This window comes from Spirosoma arcticum, from assembly GCF_054779955.1.
Genome location: NZ_BAAGXG010000007.1, coordinates 1 through 19922, shown reverse-complemented (window position 1 = coordinate 19922; position 19922 = coordinate 1). Strand labels below are relative to the sequence as shown.

The following is a 19922-nucleotide window of genomic DNA, read 5'->3' as shown; positions in this document are numbered from 1 at the left end:
AACGAAAATGTATTACTTTTGCAGTACAGTTCTTTATAGCTATTTTTATACGCCCTGGTCGTACCCGTACCCATTGTTTTCAGCGAATCAGTAGTTTCTATTGTTCTGCTTATTTAGTAAGGACGCAAGCATTCTTACCGTTTTTCAACAACATAATCTACACCAAAATAAACTGATAGCCTGAAAAGAACCTATTTCGAGTGCATTACATTCAAAACCATATAGTTAAAAATACAGTCAACTCATGCCAACAGTATCATCCAGGTTAACCCGTATCGGGGTTTTTTATGACGGCAATTATTTCTTACACGTAAGCAACTACTACAATTACTCGCACGAACGGCGCAGCCGGATCAGCATCTCGGGACTTCACGATTTTATTCGCAGACAGGTAGCTGAGGAAGAGGGAGTTAACGAGCGGCTTTGCCAAATTGTCGACGCGCACTATTTCCGGGGGCGGCTCAATGCGCACGAAGCCAATCAGCGCGGTAACCAACTATTCTACGACCGTTTGTTCGACGATATTCTGATGTCGGAGGGGGTAGTGACCCACTATCTGCCCGTAAAAACGTACCAGGGCTACCGGCAGGAAAAAGGCATCGACGTATGGCTGGCCCTTGAAGCATTTGAACTGGCGCAGTATAAAAAATTTGACGTTGTGGTGCTCATTACGTCGGACGGCGATTACGTACCGCTGATTCGCAAGCTCAACACGGTTGGCTCCCGGATTATGGTGCTGAGCTGGGATTTTGAATTTCAGAATGAGCAGGGTGAGAAACAGGTTACCCGCACGTCGCAGGACTTACTTGAAGAAGTGTCGTATCCAGTGGCCATGCATGAACTGATTGACAATCGCATTCGCAAGAATGATACCGTCATTCAGAATCTGTTCGTGAAGCAGGCGCAGGCGCGGCCCACTTTTACGGCGGCTCCGGCTGCGAATGGGGGCACCTATGGTAATGGCACGGGCAGCAGTTTTGGTAATTTTGCGAACGGTAACGCCTATAGCAGCTACCAGCAACCCGATGAGCCAAACTACAACGTGGCGGATGGTGTCGTTGTTGATGATGATCCGGAGGGCCGCAAAATCAGCACAATTCGCAGTCTGAAAACGGGATATGGCTTCGTCAACTTTCCGCCAAACAACCTCTTTTTTCATTATACCAGCCTGATCGACACGGATTTCAACGAGTTGCAGGTGGACGATGAAGTCGAGTTTATGATTGGCCAGAACGCCGAAGGTAAAGACATTGCCATTGATGTGCAGTTAGTGCGTTCGTAGCATGAATGAGGTTCGCGTGGCTGCTGCCGACGTGTCGTGGTCCGACGTATCGCGGTCCGACGTATCGGCGTTCCGGTGGCAGGCGTTGGCCTGGGCTACGGCGCAACAGGCGCACAAAGATGGTTTCGTACTGTTGCTGAACCACAACGACATTGCTTACCCCAATGACCCGTTTCCAAACCGGCTGTTTGTCGGGGCGAAGCGGGTCATTTCGTTTGCTGGTCAGGATGCGTTTCAGGCGCTGCACAAGGCACACTGGGAGAAACCGTCGTATTTAGTGGGCTATTTCGGATATGACCTGAAAAACCAGCTTGAGGCATTGGAAAGCCGCAATCCTGATCGGCTGGGCTTCCCCGATGCGTATTTCGTGGAGCCGGAGTGGGTGATTGATTTTAGTCAGGACGGGGTAATTGTGACGGGTGAAGGAGATAGACGGGCGTTAATGAATGCGATTTCTGGATTCTCGTTGTCCTCGCACCGGCGTTCCGGTGAGGGGATATTCGGTGAGGGAACCGTCATTCAAGGGCGCGTCTCGCCCGACGAGTACGCAGCCAACGTCCGGCGTATACAGCAGCACATTCTGGCGGGCGATGTCTACGAACTGAACTACTGCATTGAGTTTTTCGCGGAAAACGTCGGTCTCGACCCACCAGCTACTTACCAGGCGCTGAACGACCGGTCGCCGATGCCTTTTTCGAGTTTTCTGAAAATGGGTGATCGCTATGTGATGGGTGCTTCGCCGGAGCGTTTCCTGCGGAAGCAGGGGCAGCAACTCTTGTCGCAACCCATCAAAGGCACCATCCGGCGCGGTCAGACTCCAGATGAAGATGCTCAGCTACGCAGTCAACTGCTCAACTCTGAAAAAGAACGGGCCGAGAACCTGATGATTGTCGATTTGGTCCGTAACGACCTCGCCCGGTCGGCCGAAACCGGCTCGGTGCACGTGGATGAACTGTTTGGTATTTACGGTTTTGCCCAGGTATACCAGATGATTTCGACGGTGTCGGCGACGCTACGGGATGGGCTGTCGTGGGCTGATACGCTCCGTAACGCTTTCCCAATGGGCAGCATGACGGGCGCCCCCAAAATCCGGGCCATGCAACTCATTGATGAACTGGAAGTGAGCCGGAGAGGTGTCTACTCGGGCGCGATTGGCTACATTACTCCCGATGGCGATTTTGACTTTAATGTGGTTATTCGTTCGTTGCTGTACGATGCCCAAAGCCGGTACGCGTCATTTTCAGTGGGTAGCGCCATCACCTACGACGCCGACCCGGCGCAGGAGTGGGACGAGTGCCTGCTGAAAGCGCGGGCCATTCGGGAGGTGCTGGAAAGGGGCGGTGTTTTTAGTGGTTGAGTATGTAAATGTTTGGGTTGTAGTCCCCGTCGCTGTGTCCTCACAGCGACCCGTCCGGCAGGCGGACCTTGCTGACGTATATGTCGCTGTGAGGACACAGCGACGGGGACTACAACCTAAACAACCGGTACAACTATTTCTTGTAACCCCGGAATCTGTAACAGCGTGTTCGGATTCGGGCAGATGGCCAGAAATTTCTCACGGTCAGACACGGAGCAGACGCCGGGGAAGTCGCCCCGCAGCCCCAGCATATCCGTCATCAACTGAAAATGCAGGTGCGGGGGCCAGTCGCCGTTTTCGGGGTAAGGGCCAATCTCGGCAATCTTTTCGCCCGCCAGAAATGGCTTTCCGTCGTACAAACCGTTCAGTGAAGAACGCGTCAGGTGACCGTATAGACTGTACAATTCACCGTTTGTCGTGTCGTGTTCCAGAATAATCGTCGGGCCATAATCGCCGAAGTTGGCGTTGTCCTGAAAGCTGTGAACGACGCCATCCAGCGGGGCGAAAACGGGCGTTCCCGCATTAGCCCAGAAGTCGATGCCGAGGTGAATTTCGCGTGGTCCGTCACACGGCGGTCCACCGTCGCGGGATTCCTTCTGCTCAAAATGAGCGCTCCGTCGGTAAATAACGCGATGTTCATTGTAGCCGCCCACGCCAACGACGGCCCCAGCCGCCCGAAGCTTACCGAATACATAGTCGGTGAACACCACCGTATTCGTCAGATTGAGCGTAGTGAGGTCGGGGTTAGTAGCTGCGAAATCAAGAATCAGGTACGGATATTTCCGAAAGTCAATAGGAAGCAGCATGGCCGTAATCTTAACAACGTTTACAAAACTCACAAAGATAAAGGCAGACGGTGGCCGTTGCGAATGCGTTACGTCTTTGCGGCTAAGATTAGTATATTTACCCTCATTCTGCTCAGTAAACCCCCATATTCTTTGGCTAACTGCCTCGATTAAACCTATTTTATGGAGACAATCATCAATAAGCCCGCTCGAGAGGTCACGCTTTTTGGCCACCCGATGGGCCTTTTCGTCCTGTTCTTTACCGAGATGTGGGAGCGCTTCAGCTACTACGGTATGCGGGCGATCTTGCTGCTATTTCTGATTGATAACATCCGGGGGGGCATGGGCTTGAACGAATCGGAGGGCGCGGCTATCTACGGAATTTACACGGCTTCGGTTTATTTACTGTCGGTGCCTGGGGGCTGGATTGCCGACAACCTGCTGGGTCAGCGCAAGTCCATCTGGTACGGGGGTATCATCATTATGCTGGGGCATATTATTCTGGCTTTCCCGTCCGGGCCAGGGTTATTTTACGCGGGGCTTTGTACGGTAGCCATTGGAACAGGCCTGCTGAAACCCAATATCAGCAGCATCGTCGGTGAACTGTATCCCGAAGGGGGAGCGCGGAAAGACGCAGCCTTTTCAATTTTTTACATGGGCATCAACACTGGCTCCCTGCTGGGTATCTCCATTGTGGGTTACCTGGGCCAGAAAGTGGGCTGGCATTATGGTTTCGGGGCGGCTGCTGTAGCAATGGCACTTGGCATCGTAACGTTCCGGCTGTTCGGGCAGCGCTACCTTGGCGACCGGGGTAATTTTGTGGCGCAGCCACCAAAGGCTACCGACGTACCGGCGACTGGAAGCCGGTCGCTGCTGGTATTTCTGGGCGTGATGGTTGCGCTGCTGTTGGTACTTCAACTGACGGGTGTGCTGGACCTGACGACTGCGCAGGGGTTAGCGCAGGCGATGGGTACTATTATTTCGATGATCGCGCTGGGAGGATTTGCCTACATTTTGATTGCGGGCGGGCTGGATGCAGTCGAGAAAAAGCGGATCGTGGTCCTGTTTATCTTTTTTCTGGCATCGGCGGTCTACTGGGCGGGTAATGAGCAGCAGGGTTCTTCGCTGCAAATTTTTGCTGACCGCTACACCGACCTCAGTTTGTTTGGCTGGCAGATGCCGTCGAGCTGGTTTCAGAACCTCAATCCCGCCTTTATTCTCCTTTTTTCGCCAGTGCTGGCCGTATTGTGGATTTTTCTGTCCAATCGAAAGATCAGCTACCCGGTGCCCGCTAAATTTGCCACCAGTCTGATTTTACTTGGGCTGGCTTATGTTGTTATGATTGTTGCCTCAAAACTGGCCCTTACCGGCGAACGCACGTCGCCATTATATTTGACGATGACGTACCTCTTTTTCACCCTCGGCGAGTTGTTTTTGAGTCCGGTAGGGTTGAGCGCGTTTTCCAAGTTGTCGCCCAAACGCTACGCCAGTCAGTTAATGGGACTTTGGTTTGTTGGTTCGTCGCTGGGCAACCTGATTGCGGGCTTGTTTGCGGGGGGCTTCGACGAGAAGAACGTACAGCAGATGCCTACCCTGTTTCAGAGCGTAGCCCTGTTCGCACTCGGCGCGGGTGTCCTTATGCTCTTCTTTGTAAAGCCGCTGAAAAAGTGGATGGGAGGAATAGACTAACTCAGCCGCCTGCTTTCTTTGCTTTATATTCTTTGCCCGTAAGCCACGTCAGCACTTTATCGCGGTGGTCGCCCTGGATTAGAATTTCGTCATCTTTCACTGAGCCGCCTGACCCACAGGCGGCTTTTAGTTGCTTGCCCAACTCGCTCAGGTCAGCGTCAGTTCCGACGAAGCCGCGCACGGTTGTCACGACTTTATTGCCGCCCAACTTCACGAGCCAGATTTTGAGGTCCTGCTGCGCTGGGGGTACTGTCTCGGCTTCCGGCTGTTCGTTGGACTGATACTGGAAGTTCGGGTCGGTTGAGTATACGACCCCGCCGGAACGGGTTTTCTTGCTCATAATACACACTATTGATAGGCAAAAATAACGCTTTTCGTCCGATCATTGGGTGGGCCACACCACCGTACGCCACCACTTGCGGACTCGGTGGCCGAGCCACAGCCAGAATCCGGAGAGCACAACGGCGGGGAAGATGACGAACTTGACGGCAAAGGCCGGTTCGGGGAAACTCGCCACCGGGCCGTATATGTAGCCGACGATGGGGATGCTGGCCAGAATGTGAAACCAGCGGATGATTTTTCGTTCGGTAGCCGCTTTCATAGCGTCAGTCAGTTAACAGTCGACAGCAGTTGCTGACTATCAGCCCACCCCTTCAGGGTTGGGACCTTTATAATTCCAGCAAGCCCCGAACGGCCTCGCCATACGTACTGCCGGTAGTTAGCCGGGTGCTTTTCTTATCGGTCATGGCCAGCATGAACTTGCCGTCGAAGTGGCGGTGGACCTCGGCGATTTTGTGCCGGTTAACCATCACGGACCGGCTCACGCGCACAAACGTATCGGGCAGTTTTTCGGTGAGCGTTGTCAGCGTGTAGGTTGTCAGAAACTTTTGCCCGTCCATTGTCGACAGAAAGACGTATTTGTCTTCGGCCTCAAAATACGCGATGTCCGAGAGTGGAATCAGCCGGATTTTGTCGCCTGTTTTAACCGAGATTGAATAGATTTTCTTCTTCGGCTGCATCTGTGCCAGCAATCGTAACACGTTCTCCGTCATCGGATTTGCGGCCGGGAAATCGGTTGCCTGCCCGGCGCTCTGCCGTTCGACCAACGCCCGGATTTTATGGGCCGTGCGGGATAGCCGTTCGGTTTCAATGGGCTTGAGCAGGTAATCCACCGAGTTCTCTTCAAAAGCGCGAATAGCGTACTGGTCAAACGCGGTGGCGAAGACGACCATTGGCATGATGGTTAGCCGGGATAGCATCTCGAAACCGTTGAGCAGGGGCATTTCGATATCCAAAAAAATAACGTCGGGTTGCTGCGCTTCAATGAGCGCCAGTCCCTCAGCACCGTTGGCCGCGTCGCCGATGACATTGAACGTGTCGCGGTGCTTTTCCAACAGGCGACGGAGTCGGCTAATGGCCAGCGACTCGTCGTCGATAAGCAGGGTTTTGAGGGGAAAATTCATACAATTTATGGTTGAATACGGGCCGCTACGATAGACTTATCAACATTGATTTTGCTCATCCGAATCGACAGTAACACCTGCTTGACCGGCCAGTTCTGGAGTTCAACCCGCGCGTCGTCGCCATAGAGCAGTTTGAGCTTGTCCTGAATACTGCGCAGGCCATAGCCTCCCCCCATATCGTCGGAAAAGGCCGGTCCGTTGTCGTGGACGCATAGGTGAAGATCGTCGCCTTTTTCGTAAATGCGCACGTCAATCCGACCCTCGTCGGCGCGTTTGGCAATGCCGTGTTTGATGGCATTTTCAACGATGGGCTGGAGCAGAAACTGCGGTAATTTTAATTCATTCAGGGCTGGATTGGCAATTTCAACGCTAAACGTCAGCCGATTGCCAAAGCGTACCTGCTCCACCTGTAAGTACGTGCGGACCATCTCCAGTTCGTCGGCCAGCGTGCCGAACAGTTCACCGTCGCGTCCGGTCGAATAGCGAAATAGTTTCGACAATAAAAGCGTCATTTCCTCGGCTTTTTCCGGATTGTCGTGCACCAAACTGGCAATGCTGTTGAGGGCATTGTACAAAAAATGCGGGTTAATTTTGGCCTGCAACGCATCCAGTTCGGCGCGGGTTTTCAGCTTTTCCAGATTCAATAGTTGAAATTCCTGCTCCGAAAGTTTCCGGGTAAGCTGACGGCCCTGTTGCAGCACGTATAGGAAAACATTGGCGACCAGAATATCACCCAGCACATAAATATACCAGGGAGCACTCTCCGTCACGAAGTCGGGGCGTTTGGTTAATTCGTCGATAAACCCTTTTCCCAGCCACAAATAAATGGACGAGTTGATGGCGAAAAAGCTAATTACCGTGGCCCAGCTTAGAAAGACGTGCTGTTGCCAGGTTCTCTGAAACCGGCGCGTGAGCCAGCCCGACAGTGTCCAGGTTAGCAGGAATACAACCGCGCCATCAACAACGTTTTGTACGATCAAAAATTGGTAAAAACCGGCCAGAATCGGGTCGCTCGATGTCAGAATCAGGTTAGTGAAATAAATGATGGCATTGCTGCCATAAACCAGTAATGCGCCCAATGCTGCACCGATGAGCGTCCCCCAGCCGGGTTCTTGCAGCAGCGTCGTCAGCGTGATGGGTTCGGCGCGTAATTCATCCGGCCGGTACGTACTGCGCCCCGAAAAGTTGAATTTCGCGCCTTCCACGTTGGCCCCCGTCAGGTTAGTATCTTCCAGGCCGCTGAAACTCAGGTTCGCTTCGTAGAGGTCGGCGTCGGTAAAGTCGGCTCCGTTGAGGTCGGAGAAACTCATATCCGCCTGCCGCAGTACTGCGCCCCGAAAGTTGGCCCGCGAAAGGTTTGAAAAACGCAGGTCAGCGCCCGTCAGGTCGAGACCACTGAAGTCAAAGTCGGCCATGTCCGACGCCCGCATTTTAAGGCGTCGTCCGTTTTTGCTGATGGTGCCGATGAGTTGTTCGCGGGTCATGGTGCTACTTTGCTGATACCTGTTTCTGACGCCCTGAGTTTAGTGCCGTGAAGTTTACTCTTTAAATTGGAGTAGTTTAATGCAAACGGGTATCAATCCAACAGACACCGCTACAAATAAAGTGACCCGAATATAATTCAAATTCTTCCAGTTAATTACGCGTTGATGCAACGTACTTTCGTAATGCATCGTGTTGGCTAGCTTCTGAAACTTAATTATGTTTGGAGCGAAATAAAGTAGTGTCCATACGCGTATTGCAATGTGAATTGCGAACAACACTAAGAGCCAATTTCTAATAAAATGTAATTTCCAGCAAGAAATAATAGCGAGAACAAACGTAATGTCGTGAACAGAATGAACTGCTATCCAAAATGGTTTAAAATCGAGCCCATATTTTCCTTTAAACAATTGAAATGATTCAGGTGGCGATGCTGTCCATTTTGGAACAATGACGGCGGTTTCAAATAGCTGAGCACCGTTCATTGTGAAGTAAATAAGCGTTGTAAGCAGTAACCAAATTTCTGCTCTTGACAGGTATTCTTTCGTAACATCATTCATGTTGATCTGCTGACTTCATTGCTAAAAATACAAACCCAATGCTGTTGCCAATAAGTTGTAGTCGGGCAGATCAGTTAGTGAATAATCCACCAACTGACCAACCCACTGACTTATCAACTCGCTGACTGTTTATCATTTCGGACATTTTTCCAGCATCGGTTCGATTTGAGCCTTTCCCCACATCGGGTGCAGATCACTAACTGGTTTAAATGTAGCAAATTTCTCGACGGCCTGTTTCAACACCGGACAGGCTACGGCGGGTCCGCCCCCAAACTGCTCCGGTGTGAACATCAGCCCGGATCCTTCGAGCACGTATGAGCGCGGATTGTTGGCGTTCAGCGACTTAGCTTTTGCGATACCCGCCTGAATTTGTGGTCCGTACTGTTGCCAGCGGTTGGCGGGGTCTACCGTCATGCGGGCCTGGGCGATGTATGCTTTCAGAACGGCCAGTTCGTCGTTGTCGGGCGACAGTGTTTCGGCCGCTTTCAGATTGCTGTCGGCCTGGTCGAGGAATTTGTCTTTTTCGGCTTCGTTTTTGCCCGTGAAGCCCGAATAAACGTACATCATACCGGCGTAGTAGCGGGGTAACCACTCGTTTGGTTCGGCGCTGGCGATGCGCTCAAACTGGTTGGCCACGGTCTGGAACTCGGCCGGTGGCGTTTTGGGGCTTTGCGTTTTTAGCGTACCGATAGCCGCGCTCATAGCTTGTTTGTACTGCTCTGACCCGGCCTGGATTGACTGAGCAAAAACTGACTGGCTGGCGGCAGAGGCCGCAATGAGGAGAATTGTTAGCGTTTTCATTGGGTTTATTTGGTTTAAAGTTAGTAACAGCATGACTCCGGCAATCATAATTCGTTGATGTTCACTTTTGCCTTTTTGCTCAGCATAATCATCCCCCCGACGAAGAAACTTCGGTACGACTGTGGCCCAACGGCGTAGCGTGTTTTGCCCGGTCCGCCGTCGCGGTCCTGAGTGTAGCGGTAGGTAAATACATTGCGGGTGTTGAGGATGTTGTCGGCCGTGGCGTACAGAATCACCATGTTCTTTTTGATGCTGGTGATGTGGCTGGCCGTGAAACTGAGGTTGTTGACAATGGGCGTCCGGTCGGTCAGAAAATCGGTTTGGCTCCGGTTAGGGTTGTAGTACGGCCGACCGCTACTGATGGTGTAGGTCAGGCCCATATTGGTGCTGATTTTCTGAAACCACCGCTTGGCAATGAAACTCACATTGTGGTTTGAGATGAATGTTGGCGTGGCTCGCGTCAGGTAGTTTTGAAACAGCCGCTTCGTGTCGACGTAGCTGTACGTAATCCAGTAGTCCAGTCCTTTTACGGTTTTCTGGTCGCGCCAGAAGACGTCGAAACCCTGCGCGTAGCCGTTGCCCGAATTGTTGGTACGGCCATTCGGGAAGCGGTACGGATTAGCGTCAAAGCGAGCCGTCGAATCGAGGAGTTGACCGTAGACCGGCGTGGCGAATTCGCGTACTAACTGCGCGTAATTTTTGTAAAACGTTTCAATGCGAAACGTGCGCTTGTCTTTGATGATCTGGTAATTGAGAATCAGGTGGTCGGCCCGCTCGAAGTTCAGCGACTGGTTCAGGTAGAGATAGCGATAATCCGGAGTCTGGTAAAACTGTCCGTAGGCCAGCGATACCTGACTATACGCCCCTGTTTTATACGCCATCGATAGGCGCAGAGCCACGTTGAACCGGCCAATCACCGACGAATATTCCCCCCGAATACCTGCCTGAACGGCTAAGTTACGGGTGAAATACATCTGCGACTCTACGAACACAGCGCCGTACTTGTCGTGCAGGGCGTAGTTGGTGCCGAACACATTGTTCTGGATGGTGATGGCATGGGCTTCTGCGCCGAACAGCAGCGAATTACTTTTGGGCAGCAACCGCGTCAGCACTACCCGTCCCTGCGCCCGCTCGCTTGCCCGCCCAAAATCCAGTGCGTTGTAAGTCGTCTTATCGGTGTCGTGGCTATACGACAGTCCCGAAAGCAGCGTCCATTGGCCACCGGCCCAACTGTCGGCGTAGGTGCTGGTCAAGAACACATTGCGGTTATGCTGATTCATGGACGTCATGGTCGTTTCGCTGTTGGACTCAGCCCCCGCCGGGTCGCGAAAGTTCATGCCGAGCCAGCTATCCGAGTACATGCCGTAGACTTTGAGGGTCCCGGTTTTGGTGGGTTTCAGCCGATACGTCAGCGACGATCCCGTAAACTCCGGCACGTGCGTCCAGTCGATATTCTGCCGGACCAGCGCGAACAGCGGTTTCAGGGAACCGTAGTAACCCGTTGCCGAAATGGACGATTTTTCCGTCGCGTGGTCGTAGCTGATGCCCGCACTGGCTAAATTCAGGCTGAGCGACAGGCCGTTGTTGTTGCCTTTGTCGGTAGTATTGAGCAGTAACACGCTCGACAGCGCCTGCCCGTACTGGGCCGAGTAGCCGCCCGTGCTGAACGACGTACCCTTGAACATGAACGGCTGGAACCGTCCCCGCGACTGCACGTCGGGCAATGAACTGAAGTACGGATTCTGCACGATCATGCCGTCGATAACGACCTTCGCTTCGGCATTGGAGCCACCCCGCACGAATAAGCCTTCCTGCTCACCCACGCGCTGCGTTCCCGGCAGCAGGTTCATAACGGCCGTGATGTCGGCTCCGGCTCCGGCCGTCGTTACAATGTCCATTGGCTTCAGCATGGTCATCCGTTTCTCATCCGAAGCCTCAAACGAGCCAGCCGTAATCACGACCGTATTCAACTCATTGGCCATCTCCACGAGCCGAATGCTCAGCGGTGCGGTTTGCCCAATCGTAATTCGTTGCGCGAAGGGTTCATAACCAATGTAAGTGGCAACCAGCGTAGCCGTGTCTTTACGGGTTCGGTCCGGCGCCCCGGTGGTGAATCGAAACCGGCCGGTGCTGTCGGTGTTAGCCCCGTCGTAGGTGCCGCGTAAAAACACATTGGCACCGGGCAGGGCGTGTCCCTTTTCATCCGTCACGCGGCCGGTAACAGTGCTTTGTGCCGAAGCTTCAGCTATCAAAAGCAACAGGGCAGAGAGGAGATAGAGCGTTTTCATGTAAGTTGCTGCGGTTCGGCGTTCCGATGGTTCGGCATTCCGACGGTTTGGTGCGTCAAATGGATGGATCAAACCTACGATAAGCCGTTGCTGACCGCTCGTTATTTCCGACGAACGCCGGAGAAGGAGACATGAAACGGGAGTAGAACCGGATAAAATGGGTTGGTATACCGGGCGGCTGCTTAATTCGTGGCACCAACATTTAGGGAGAAACATTGTTACTGACGTAGGAAAACCCGCGTACCGTCGGTTCGGCGCTCCGATGACCACTACCCTGACCTCCTTTCAACTATCTGTTGGTCGTCTTCGCCCCTGGCGCGAGGGCGACGAAGATTCGTTGTGCCGCCATGCCAGCAACCGGAACATCTGGAACAATGTCCGTGATTTTTTTCCGTATCCCTACACCCCCCGCGATGCTCATTCGTGGGTGCGTTCTAACAAATCGTATCAGCAGCCTAATAACTTAGCCATTGAGGTGGAGGGGCAGGCCGTGGGCAACATTGGCTTCACTGTCAAAGATGATATCTACCGCTACAACGCCGAAATTGGCTACTGGCTTAGTGAGGCCTATTGGGGGCGGGGGATCATGACCGAGGCCCTGCCAATTATGACAGACTATATCTTTAAGAATTTTCAGGTAAACCGGCTTTTCGCCTGCGTACTCGAAAACAACATTGGCTCCATGCGGGTGCTCGAAGCCGCCGGTTATCAGCGCGAAGCGGTGCTGCGTAAAGCGGCCATTAAAAACAATCAGTACGTGGACGAGTACATCTTTGCCATGCTCCGCGCCGAACACGAGGGGGAGGGAATCATAAATGATGAATGAGTTGAGTTGACAATCATTCATCCGCTTCGGCCGGTACGCCGGAGCGGGACCGATTTATCGTTTATCATTCTTTTTAGCTTGTTTTGCCAAAACATTACCGCTTCGGCGGACTCCTTGTTCATGCCGAAGATAGTGATTGCGATTGATGGGTATTCGAGTTGTGGCAAAAGCACAACCGCCAAAGCCGTAGCTGAGCGAATGGGCTATGGCTACATCGACACCGGGGCCATGTACCGCGCCGTCAGCCTGTTTTTCATTGAGAAACACGTAGCGCTTTCCAATCGAAATGAAGTAAACGCTGCGCTCGAACAACTTCACATCACCTTTAATCACAACAACCGCACGGGCCGCAACGAAACCTGCCTGAATGGGCTAAATGTGGAGGAGGAGATTCGCAAAATGTACATTTCCAACATCGTCAGCGAGGTCAGTGCCATTCCTGAGGTACGCTGGGCGATGGTGGCCCAGCAACAGAAAATGGGGCGTCGGCGGGGGGTGGTCATGGATGGCCGCGACATTGGCACGAAGGTGTTTCCCGATGCTGAAGTAAAAGTATTCATGACGGCCGACACCCTTATCCGGGCCAGACGCCGACAGCAGGAATTATTAGCTAAAGGGGAACTGGTTAACTTAGATGACATTGTTCACAATCTCGAAAAGCGCGACAAAATCGATTCCTCCCGCGCCGAAAGCCCCCTGGTTCAGGCCCCCGATGCCACGCTCCTCGATACCTCGCACATGACCATCGAAGAACAGATCGACTGGGTAGTCGAACAGGCCGACCGGCGGCTGGCGGAGTTGCACCGGAGTAAATGATTAATATATAATGGTTAATGCGTAATGGATAATGCAGGAACACGGGTGACCCCAATAATTCCCCATACGCTAACCGCCAGCCCCCCCCATTGTGCATTATACATTAATCATTCGGGGCCGCCCGCGCGGTTCATTTAAAAAACATGACCGTCGACTTTTTAATTGTGGGGCAGGGCGTGGCCGGGTCGGTGCTGGCCTGGACGCTCGATCAGCGCGGCTGCTCTGTGATTGTGGCCGACGACCCGGCGCAGCCCTCGGCCTCGGCAGTGGCGGCTGGTATCGTGAATCCACTGACGGGCCGTAAACTCGTTCGTACCTGGAAAGCCGACGAGCTGTTTCCATTTCTGCACCAGTTTTATACCGGCATCGAGCAGGAGTTGGGTGTCCAGTTTTTCCACCCGAAGTCAATTTATCGCCCCTTCCGGTCTGTGGCCGAACGAACTGACTATTCGGTACTCATAGCTGATCCTGCCGTGCAGCCGTATGTTACGCAGGCTGCGGATGATGCGTTGTATAGCCGTTGCATCAATAACCCATTTGGGGGATTGGAAGTAACGCAGAGCGGGTGGCTTGACCTGACCGAGTTTGTGCGGATTATCAAAGGATATTTTATCCATAAAAACCAATATTTTGAGGGCCGGGTAACGGACGATGACCTGATTATCAGCGACAAAAAAGTGGCTTGGCAGGGCCTTCAAATCAATAAAGTTATCTTTTGTGATGGCGTTCAGGGGCGCGAGAATTCGTTATTCTCTTACTTGCCCTATAACCCCGTGAAAGGGCAGATTCTGACGGCCGTTGCCGAAGAGTATACCCTTAAAAATATCGTCAATCAGGGGTTGTTTGTGCTGCCCGTTCGGGATGGGCTAATTCGCATTGGCGCGACGTATTCCTGGCATGACCTCGACTGGCAAACAACGGACGATGGCCGGGCGTATTTAGAATCGAAAGTCAGTTCGATCCTAACCGTGCCCTACCGGGTGGTGGCGCAGCAGGCGGGCATCCGGCCATCGACCAAAGACCGACGACCGTTTGTAGGGATGCATCCGGCGCACCCAACGGTGGGAATTTTTGGGGGTATGGGCACCAAAGGCGTTTCGCTGGCACCGTATCTGGCTGAGCAGTTTGCCCGGCATCTGTTGGCTGGTGAAGAATTGGAGCCGGAAGCGAATATTAGCCGGTGCGTTTCGTTATACAATCGGTAATTAAAGGCTGTTAACTGCTGGGCGTTTTATCAACGTCTTTCTACTTTATGCGAAATAAATACGTATTGCTGGCAGGCCTGTTGTTGAGTGGCCTTAGCATCGCTACCGCGCAGAACTACCCGTCGCTCGAACGGTTTGGGAAGAACCGCATCCAATACCGAAGTTTCGACTGGAAAACCATCCGCACATCCAATTTCGAGATTTATTACTATCAGGGCGGCAGTCAGATCGCGAACCTGACGGCGCAGTATGCCGAACTGGAATTTGACCGGATCACCGAACTGCTGGGGTATACGCCCTACAACCGCGTCAAAATTTTCCTGTTCAACTCGCCCCAGGAGCTGGCCCAGAGCAACATTGGCCTCAACGCGCAGGGAGGATTGAGCAGCCGCGAGTTGGACCTCTCCAAGTCGCGCGTGGAACTGGCCTTCACGGGCGACCAGGTTAGCTTTCGGCGGCAGATCGTTCGCGACATTTCCATGCTGTTTGTGTATGACATGCTCTACGGCGGCAGCCTGAAAGATGCGCTGCAAAGTTCGCTACTGCTGACGCTGCCCGACTGGTTCATGCCCGGCATTGCGGCCTACATCGCCGAAGGCAACAGCATTGAACTCGACGACTACATGCGCGACGTGTCGCTGACCCGACCCGTTAAAAAGCCGGGTTTGCTGGCGGGTGCCGAAGCCGAGCGCGTGGGCCACTCGATCTGGAATTACATCGTTCAGAAATACGGCCGCGATAACGTTTCGAACATCCTGAACCTCACCCGCATCATTCGCAACGAGCAGAACAGCATTGCCAGTACCCTCGGTATTCCCTACAGCCGGTTCCTGCGTGAGTGGCGCGACTACTACGCGGGTATGGCCAACACCGTAACGCAGTCGTACCAGGCCGGAGCCGATGATTTTCAACTGAAGTTGGGGTCTGTCGATGATAAGTCGTCGCTGGTTAGTTTGAAGCTTAGTCCCGACAAACAGTTTTTCGCGTACACGACGCTGCGCGACGGCAAGTTCAACGTGGAAGTCGTGAACACGACGACCCGCAAAAAAACCAGAGTGCTCACCGGCGGTTACCGGCTCGACGGGCAGGCTACCCGAACCAGCACGCCGTTGGTGGCCTGGCAGCGCGACAATAACCTGCTTGTTCTGACCGACGAATTAGGCAAGACCAACCTGTACCGGTTTGGTAACTTTGAGAAACGACCCAAACAGGAGTTCAGGCGGTTGGTCAACGGCCTGTCGCAGGTGGTCTGGATGGACGCGTCGGAGGACGGGGGCAGTCTGATTTTGAGCGCCGACCGCCAGGGTCAGAACGACCTGTTTCTGTACAGCATCAACCGGGGATCCTACCAGCAGCTAACGAATGATTTGTACGATGACCTTTACCCTCAGTTTGTGGGGCGCACCGCCCGAACGGTCGTGTTTAGCTCGAACCGGCAGGCCGACACGCTCGGTGTTGACAAAGGGTCGTACAAAACCATCCGCGATCAGCTCAGCCTGTTTTCGCATGAAGGAACCGCCCGCGACCTGTCGGTGGTGCGCCTGACCGACTCGCTATCGTACGCTACGCAACCCGTTGCCGCTGGCGAGTCGACGGTTTATTTTCTCAATAACGTGGGGGGTATTACAAATTTATACCGACTCCAAACCGAAACAAAAGCGGTCAGTCAGTTGACGTCGCTTCCGCAGAGTATTCGCCTGTATGACCTCAATCCGGCCAATGGCGGCTTTGTCTACAGCAGCCTGAAAAACGGCGATGAGTACATTGGATTTCGTTCGCAACTAAACCTGACGCAGTCGGTTCAGGTACCGCCAACCCAACGCAGCCGTAGTTTGAGCGGCACAAACGCGGCCGGGGCGAACCGCGCCGGACGAACCGCTACCGATTCAGGAGTGCAGCCCGACAGCACCGCCCGTGATTCTACCCGTACGGTCAGAACGCCAGCGCCTGATTCCGCAACGAGACTGGCGCTGGAACCTGGCGAAGTGGACACCGACAATTACCAGTTCGACCCCGAGGTGCTGAAAGCGGCTGAATATCGCCAGCGCCGGTCGACCGCCACCACGCCCGCTCTGACCGCAACATTGCCACGCACCCGCCGTCGGGAGAACATCACCATCCGCGGACCGTTCGACTACAAAGGTATGTTTAGCGTCAACGATGCACAGTCGGGCTGGCGCGTCGATCCGATTTCGGCGAAAGGCTTTGGTTACTATCAGGACGTTACGCTGACCGACCTGCTGGAGAATCATGTGCTGCGGGCGGGGGGCTTTATCACAACGTCGCTCCGCAACACCGACTTGTTTGCCGAGTACATGAACCAGACGCACCGCATCGACTACGGCGTCCGCGTTGACCGTCAGGCGCTGTTTGTGGATACGCCGGATGTTGGTTTGCTTCAGAAGTACCGCTATAACCGGGTTGCGCTCACCGCTTCGTACCCGATTTCGGTCAATAGCCGCTTCACGGTGTCGCCGTTCTATGCCATCACGCGGCTCATCGACCTGACATCCTATGGGGAGCCGGACCGTGTTTCGGACTATGCCGGACTGCGGGGCGAGTTTGTATTTGACAATACTAAAGTCAACGGGATGAACATGCTGATGGGCACCCGGCTGAAACTCCGGTTTGAGGAGTATGCCGGTTTGCAGGCGGCAGCGCAGGGGTTCCGGCGGCTGTCGCTCGATCTGCGCCATTACCAGAAAATTCACCGCGACTTAGTGCTGGCAGCGCGTTTTTCGTTTAGTCAGGCCGGTGGGTCGTCGCCGAAGCAAAGCACGTTGGGGGGCATGGAAAACTGGATTGGCTCGAATCAAAAGGAGCCAATCGCGTCGAACCCGCTGCTGGTGCCCAATACGGTTCCTAACGAAATCAGAACGGATTACCGGGATGTCTTCTTCCTTGATTTTGCGGGACCGCTGCGTGGCTTTCGCCAGGGCAAGCTGACGGGTAACAGCTATATGCTGTTCAACGCCGAGCTTCGGCTACCGCTGGTTCGCTACCTATACCGGGGCAATATCACGTCTAATTTTCTGCGTAATCTCCAGTTGGTTGCCTTTACTGATGTTGGCACCGCCTGGACGGGTAGCGGTCCATTCAGCCTACAGAATAGTTTGAATACGGAGATTGTCGGGGGGGGGAGTATACCCTTCCGGGCGTCGGTTACCAATTATAAGAATCCGTTCCTGATTGGCTACGGGGCTGGCGCACGAACGATGCTGTTTGGTTATTTTGTGAAATTTGATTACGCCTGGGGCATTGAAGATAAATTCGTTAGCAAACCAATCGCTTACCTGACGTTGGGCTACGATTTCTGACCCTTTACTTTCAATGCCGGTTGTCGTTACCGAGCCGCTCCCACTTACGGAAGCGGCTTTTTTGTGGGCTACAAATGCCAGTTGACGTGCTTGCTCATGCGATTTAATGTAGTAATGAAGTTGATAAGTAACTCCTAATTAGTAATACATCATTCGTTAGCATAACTTGTTTAATAGCTTTTCATCGCTTTAAGTAACGTAATTATAAATGATGTATCATCTTAATGCCCGCGGTGTAGAACTGCTGACTGATAAATCTTATCTACAGAGTGAAAGTGTAGTTGGCATAGTTTTCGCTATTCCCGGACCGCTCAGGTCTTCACTACGAATGCCCGCTTCTTCCTTAACTGCCGCGTAGATTGGTTGCTAAATGCTAATAGAGATAGTCATTAAGCTGTTTATATACAGATTGTTACCTGTTATTATAAGTGAGTAAATAAGGAAGACTGTGGTTTGGCATAGTTTTAGATAATTTCTGAGGAGCAAAAGTGCCTTGTTAACCTGGTTGGCCGAATCGTGACTTGTTCGCGAATTGGCCAGGTAGAATAGCCGCGAAGCAGAGGGCATTTTGATAGTCAAGTATATCGCTCCAAATCAAGTTGCAGATGAGAGTAACATCTACGCTACGTTCAGGCCATTTGTGTGCTGTGCGTCACCGCCGTGCTTCACAGGAACAGTACACAACTGCCGGTTTTCAAGAGCAAGTGATCTGGCTGGCAGATCAGATGATTAGCTGGCTCTTCCGGTTTATACGGGAACGGGTAAGTCTGAAAGCCAATCGCGTCGCATCTGCAGCGCTTCCCAACGCGGTCAGTAATGTCCATTGTTCGGTAGCTGCCCACAGGCAGCTTACCCGCTCCGTCCCCGGTTTTTTGAACGAACCGCCCGACATACCCGACTCTCGACTCTCTACTTCTCCAGCGCGTACGGTCTCACAGGTATTCACTCCTTTTTTTCAACGTCCAATGAATGAGCAACGTATACTGAGCAGGTCACCATACGGCTCCACCGCCCGGTTCGTGCCGGATGCCGGTGGTAATCGTGCGTCAACGGCAGGCCAGCCCGTTTTTGTGGGCAGGGTGGCAACGTTGCTGTCTGTATCGACAAACCGGATGTTGCGGGCCACCTGCTTCGCGCTGACACTGTTACTGGGGCTGATAACATCATCAGCACAGGCTCAATCGCTTACGGTTGACCTGAGTGTACGAAAAGTAGTCAGCAATCAAAGTCCGGCAATCGGTGATGTGCTCACGTATACCGTCGTTGTGGCCAACAGCGCCAGCTCGACCACGGCTACGGGGGTAGTTGTGACCGATCAACTGCCGGTTGGCGGTGTAACGTATGTTCCCGGTTCAGCCTCGATTGTGCGGGGTAGTGGCACGTATGTGGCCGCCACGGGCATCTGGAGCGTGGGTACGGTAGCTCCGAATGATTCGAGTGTTCTTATTTTGCAGGGTACGGTGCTTGGGCAGGGGGTGTGGTTCAACACGGCTGAGGTTACGGCCGCTGACCAGGCAGATTTCGACTCGGCACCCAACAACCAGATTCTAACCGAGGACGATTATGACGCCGTCTGCTTCTCTGTTCCTATAGTATTATATCAGGGTGACGAATATACGGTAATGATTCCATCCGGTTACGACCAGATTGTGTGGTACCGAAACGACATTCCGATCAGTACATCGACCGTGTCGGCATCATTAGCCGTAGTAAACCCGGATCTTTCATTAATCTTTAAAAGTCCGGGCATATACCGTTTCGAAACGTTTCGTAATGGGTGTCTGGTAACCAACTGCTGCAACATCGAGGTTCTCGAGGGGCTATTTGGCGTTTTAGGTGACCGCGTCTTCGTGGACGCTAACAAGGACGGCCTGCAGGGCACGCCTGCTGCTGAGCCGGGCATACCGGGCGTGGTAGTGGTCTTGTTAGACGCCACCTTAACGGCAGTCGCTTCGACTACGACTGATGCATCGGGTTTGTACTCCTTCACAGGCTTGACGGTGGGCATTCCGTATAGTATAAGCTTCGTAACGCCAGCGGGTTTCGTCTCC

Annotated in this window: 15 protein-coding genes; 8 read left to right on the top strand and 7 right to left on the bottom strand. The window is 53.2% G+C overall.

Going from position 1 to position 19922, the window contains the following annotated elements:
• Window positions 1–244 precede the first annotated feature (244 nt).
• The gene (locus tag ACYVHB_RS16855; protein WP_461052939.1) at window positions 245–1282 is read left to right on the top strand and encodes an NYN domain-containing protein; all 1038 of its coding nucleotides are present in this window, start codon (window positions 245–247) and stop codon (window positions 1280–1282) included.
• 1 nt (window position 1283) lies between these two features.
• Complete coding sequence (gene pabB / locus ACYVHB_RS16850) at window positions 1284–2639, top strand: aminodeoxychorismate synthase component I (RefSeq protein ID WP_461052938.1); 1356 nt, start codon at window positions 1284–1286, stop codon at window positions 2637–2639.
• 116 nt (window positions 2640–2755) lie between these two features.
• Here pabB and ACYVHB_RS16845 read toward each other — a convergent pair whose 3' ends face one another.
• Window positions 2756–3445 (bottom strand): peptidoglycan DD-metalloendopeptidase family protein, encoded by a 690-nt coding sequence (locus ACYVHB_RS16845; protein ID WP_461052937.1) that lies wholly within the window; start codon window positions 3443–3445, stop codon window positions 2756–2758.
• Window positions 3446–3607: 162 nt separating this feature from the next.
• Between ACYVHB_RS16845 and ACYVHB_RS16840 the strand changes: the two genes are divergently transcribed.
• The gene (locus tag ACYVHB_RS16840) at window positions 3608–5113 is read left to right on the top strand and encodes a peptide MFS transporter (protein ID WP_461052936.1); all 1506 of its coding nucleotides are present in this window, start codon (window positions 3608–3610) and stop codon (window positions 5111–5113) included.
• Window position 5114: 1 nt separating this feature from the next.
• Here ACYVHB_RS16840 and ACYVHB_RS16835 read toward each other — a convergent pair whose 3' ends face one another.
• From ACYVHB_RS16835 to ACYVHB_RS16810, 6 genes are all read right to left on the bottom strand, one after another.
• Window positions 5115–5453: a translation initiation factor gene (locus tag ACYVHB_RS16835; RefSeq protein ID WP_461052935.1), complete on the bottom strand. Its 339-nt coding sequence runs from the start codon at window positions 5451–5453 to the stop codon at window positions 5115–5117.
• 42 nt (window positions 5454–5495) lie between these two features.
• Window positions 5496–5714, bottom strand: a complete 219-nt coding sequence (locus ACYVHB_RS16830; RefSeq protein ID WP_461052934.1) for a hypothetical protein — start codon at window positions 5712–5714, stop codon at window positions 5496–5498.
• Window positions 5715–5781: 67 nt separating this feature from the next.
• Window positions 5782–6576, bottom strand: a complete 795-nt coding sequence (locus ACYVHB_RS16825) for a LytR/AlgR family response regulator transcription factor (RefSeq protein ID WP_461052933.1) — start codon at window positions 6574–6576, stop codon at window positions 5782–5784.
• Between the two features lie 5 nt (window positions 6577–6581).
• Window positions 6582–8060: a histidine kinase gene (locus ACYVHB_RS16820; RefSeq protein ID WP_461052932.1), complete on the bottom strand. Its 1479-nt coding sequence runs from the start codon at window positions 8058–8060 to the stop codon at window positions 6582–6584.
• A gap of 690 nt (window positions 8061–8750) precedes the next feature.
• A complete protein-coding gene (locus ACYVHB_RS16815; protein WP_461052931.1) occupies window positions 8751–9419 on the bottom strand; it encodes a hypothetical protein in 669 nt (222 codons plus the stop codon).
• 44 nt (window positions 9420–9463) lie between these two features.
• Complete coding sequence (locus tag ACYVHB_RS16810) at window positions 9464–11707, bottom strand: TonB-dependent receptor (protein WP_461052930.1); 2244 nt, start codon at window positions 11705–11707, stop codon at window positions 9464–9466.
• Between the two features lie 262 nt (window positions 11708–11969).
• Between ACYVHB_RS16810 and ACYVHB_RS16805 the strand changes: the two genes are divergently transcribed.
• The 5 genes from ACYVHB_RS16805 to ACYVHB_RS16785 all read left to right on the top strand — a co-directional run.
• On the top strand, window positions 11970–12533 hold the full coding sequence (locus ACYVHB_RS16805) for a GNAT family N-acetyltransferase (RefSeq protein WP_461052929.1): 564 nt from the start codon (window positions 11970–11972) through the stop codon (window positions 12531–12533).
• Between the two features lie 120 nt (window positions 12534–12653).
• The gene (gene cmk, locus ACYVHB_RS16800; RefSeq protein ID WP_461052928.1) at window positions 12654–13349 is read left to right on the top strand and encodes a (d)CMP kinase; all 696 of its coding nucleotides are present in this window, start codon (window positions 12654–12656) and stop codon (window positions 13347–13349) included.
• A gap of 143 nt (window positions 13350–13492) precedes the next feature.
• Entirely contained in the window at window positions 13493–14554 is a 1062-nt protein-coding gene (locus ACYVHB_RS16795) for an NAD(P)/FAD-dependent oxidoreductase (protein WP_461052927.1), read from the top strand.
• 47 nt (window positions 14555–14601) lie between these two features.
• Window positions 14602–17871: a hypothetical protein gene (locus ACYVHB_RS16790; protein ID WP_461052926.1), complete on the top strand. Its 3270-nt coding sequence runs from the start codon at window positions 14602–14604 to the stop codon at window positions 17869–17871.
• Between the two features lie 965 nt (window positions 17872–18836).
• Window positions 18837–19922, top strand: a 1086-nt coding sequence (locus ACYVHB_RS16785; protein ID WP_461052925.1) for an SdrD B-like domain-containing protein, incomplete at its 3' end; no start/stop codon positions are given.

What these genes read in the sequence shown, in the direction of transcription:
- ACYVHB_RS16815 (WP_461052931.1), bottom strand. Translation starts at nt 9,419, where the DNA reads ATGAAAACGCTAACAATTCTCCTCATTGCGGCCTCTGCCGCCAGCCAG.
- ACYVHB_RS16805 (WP_461052929.1), top strand. Translation starts at nt 11,970, where the DNA reads ATGACCACTACCCTGACCTCCTTTCAACTATCTGTTGGTCGTCTTCGC.
- ACYVHB_RS16830 (WP_461052934.1), bottom strand. Translation starts at nt 5,714, where the DNA reads ATGAAAGCGGCTACCGAACGAAAAATCATCCGCTGGTTTCACATTCTG.
- ACYVHB_RS16845 (WP_461052937.1), bottom strand. Translation starts at nt 3,445, where the DNA reads ATGCTGCTTCCTATTGACTTTCGGAAATATCCGTACCTGATTCTTGAT.
- ACYVHB_RS16855 (WP_461052939.1), top strand. Translation starts at nt 245, where the DNA reads ATGCCAACAGTATCATCCAGGTTAACCCGTATCGGGGTTTTTTATGAC.
- cmk (WP_461052928.1), top strand. Translation starts at nt 12,654, where the DNA reads ATGCCGAAGATAGTGATTGCGATTGATGGGTATTCGAGTTGTGGCAAA.
- pabB (WP_461052938.1), top strand. Translation starts at nt 1,284, where the DNA reads ATGAATGAGGTTCGCGTGGCTGCTGCCGACGTGTCGTGGTCCGACGTA.
- ACYVHB_RS16795 (WP_461052927.1), top strand. Translation starts at nt 13,493, where the DNA reads ATGACCGTCGACTTTTTAATTGTGGGGCAGGGCGTGGCCGGGTCGGTG.
- ACYVHB_RS16790 (WP_461052926.1), top strand. Translation starts at nt 14,602, where the DNA reads ATGCGAAATAAATACGTATTGCTGGCAGGCCTGTTGTTGAGTGGCCTT.
- ACYVHB_RS16825 (WP_461052933.1), bottom strand. Translation starts at nt 6,576, where the DNA reads ATGAATTTTCCCCTCAAAACCCTGCTTATCGACGACGAGTCGCTGGCC.
- ACYVHB_RS16810 (WP_461052930.1), bottom strand. Translation starts at nt 11,707, where the DNA reads ATGAAAACGCTCTATCTCCTCTCTGCCCTGTTGCTTTTGATAGCTGAA.
- ACYVHB_RS16840 (WP_461052936.1), top strand. Translation starts at nt 3,608, where the DNA reads ATGGAGACAATCATCAATAAGCCCGCTCGAGAGGTCACGCTTTTTGGC.
- ACYVHB_RS16835 (WP_461052935.1), bottom strand. Translation starts at nt 5,453, where the DNA reads ATGAGCAAGAAAACCCGTTCCGGCGGGGTCGTATACTCAACCGACCCG.
- ACYVHB_RS16820 (WP_461052932.1), bottom strand. Translation starts at nt 8,060, where the DNA reads ATGACCCGCGAACAACTCATCGGCACCATCAGCAAAAACGGACGACGC.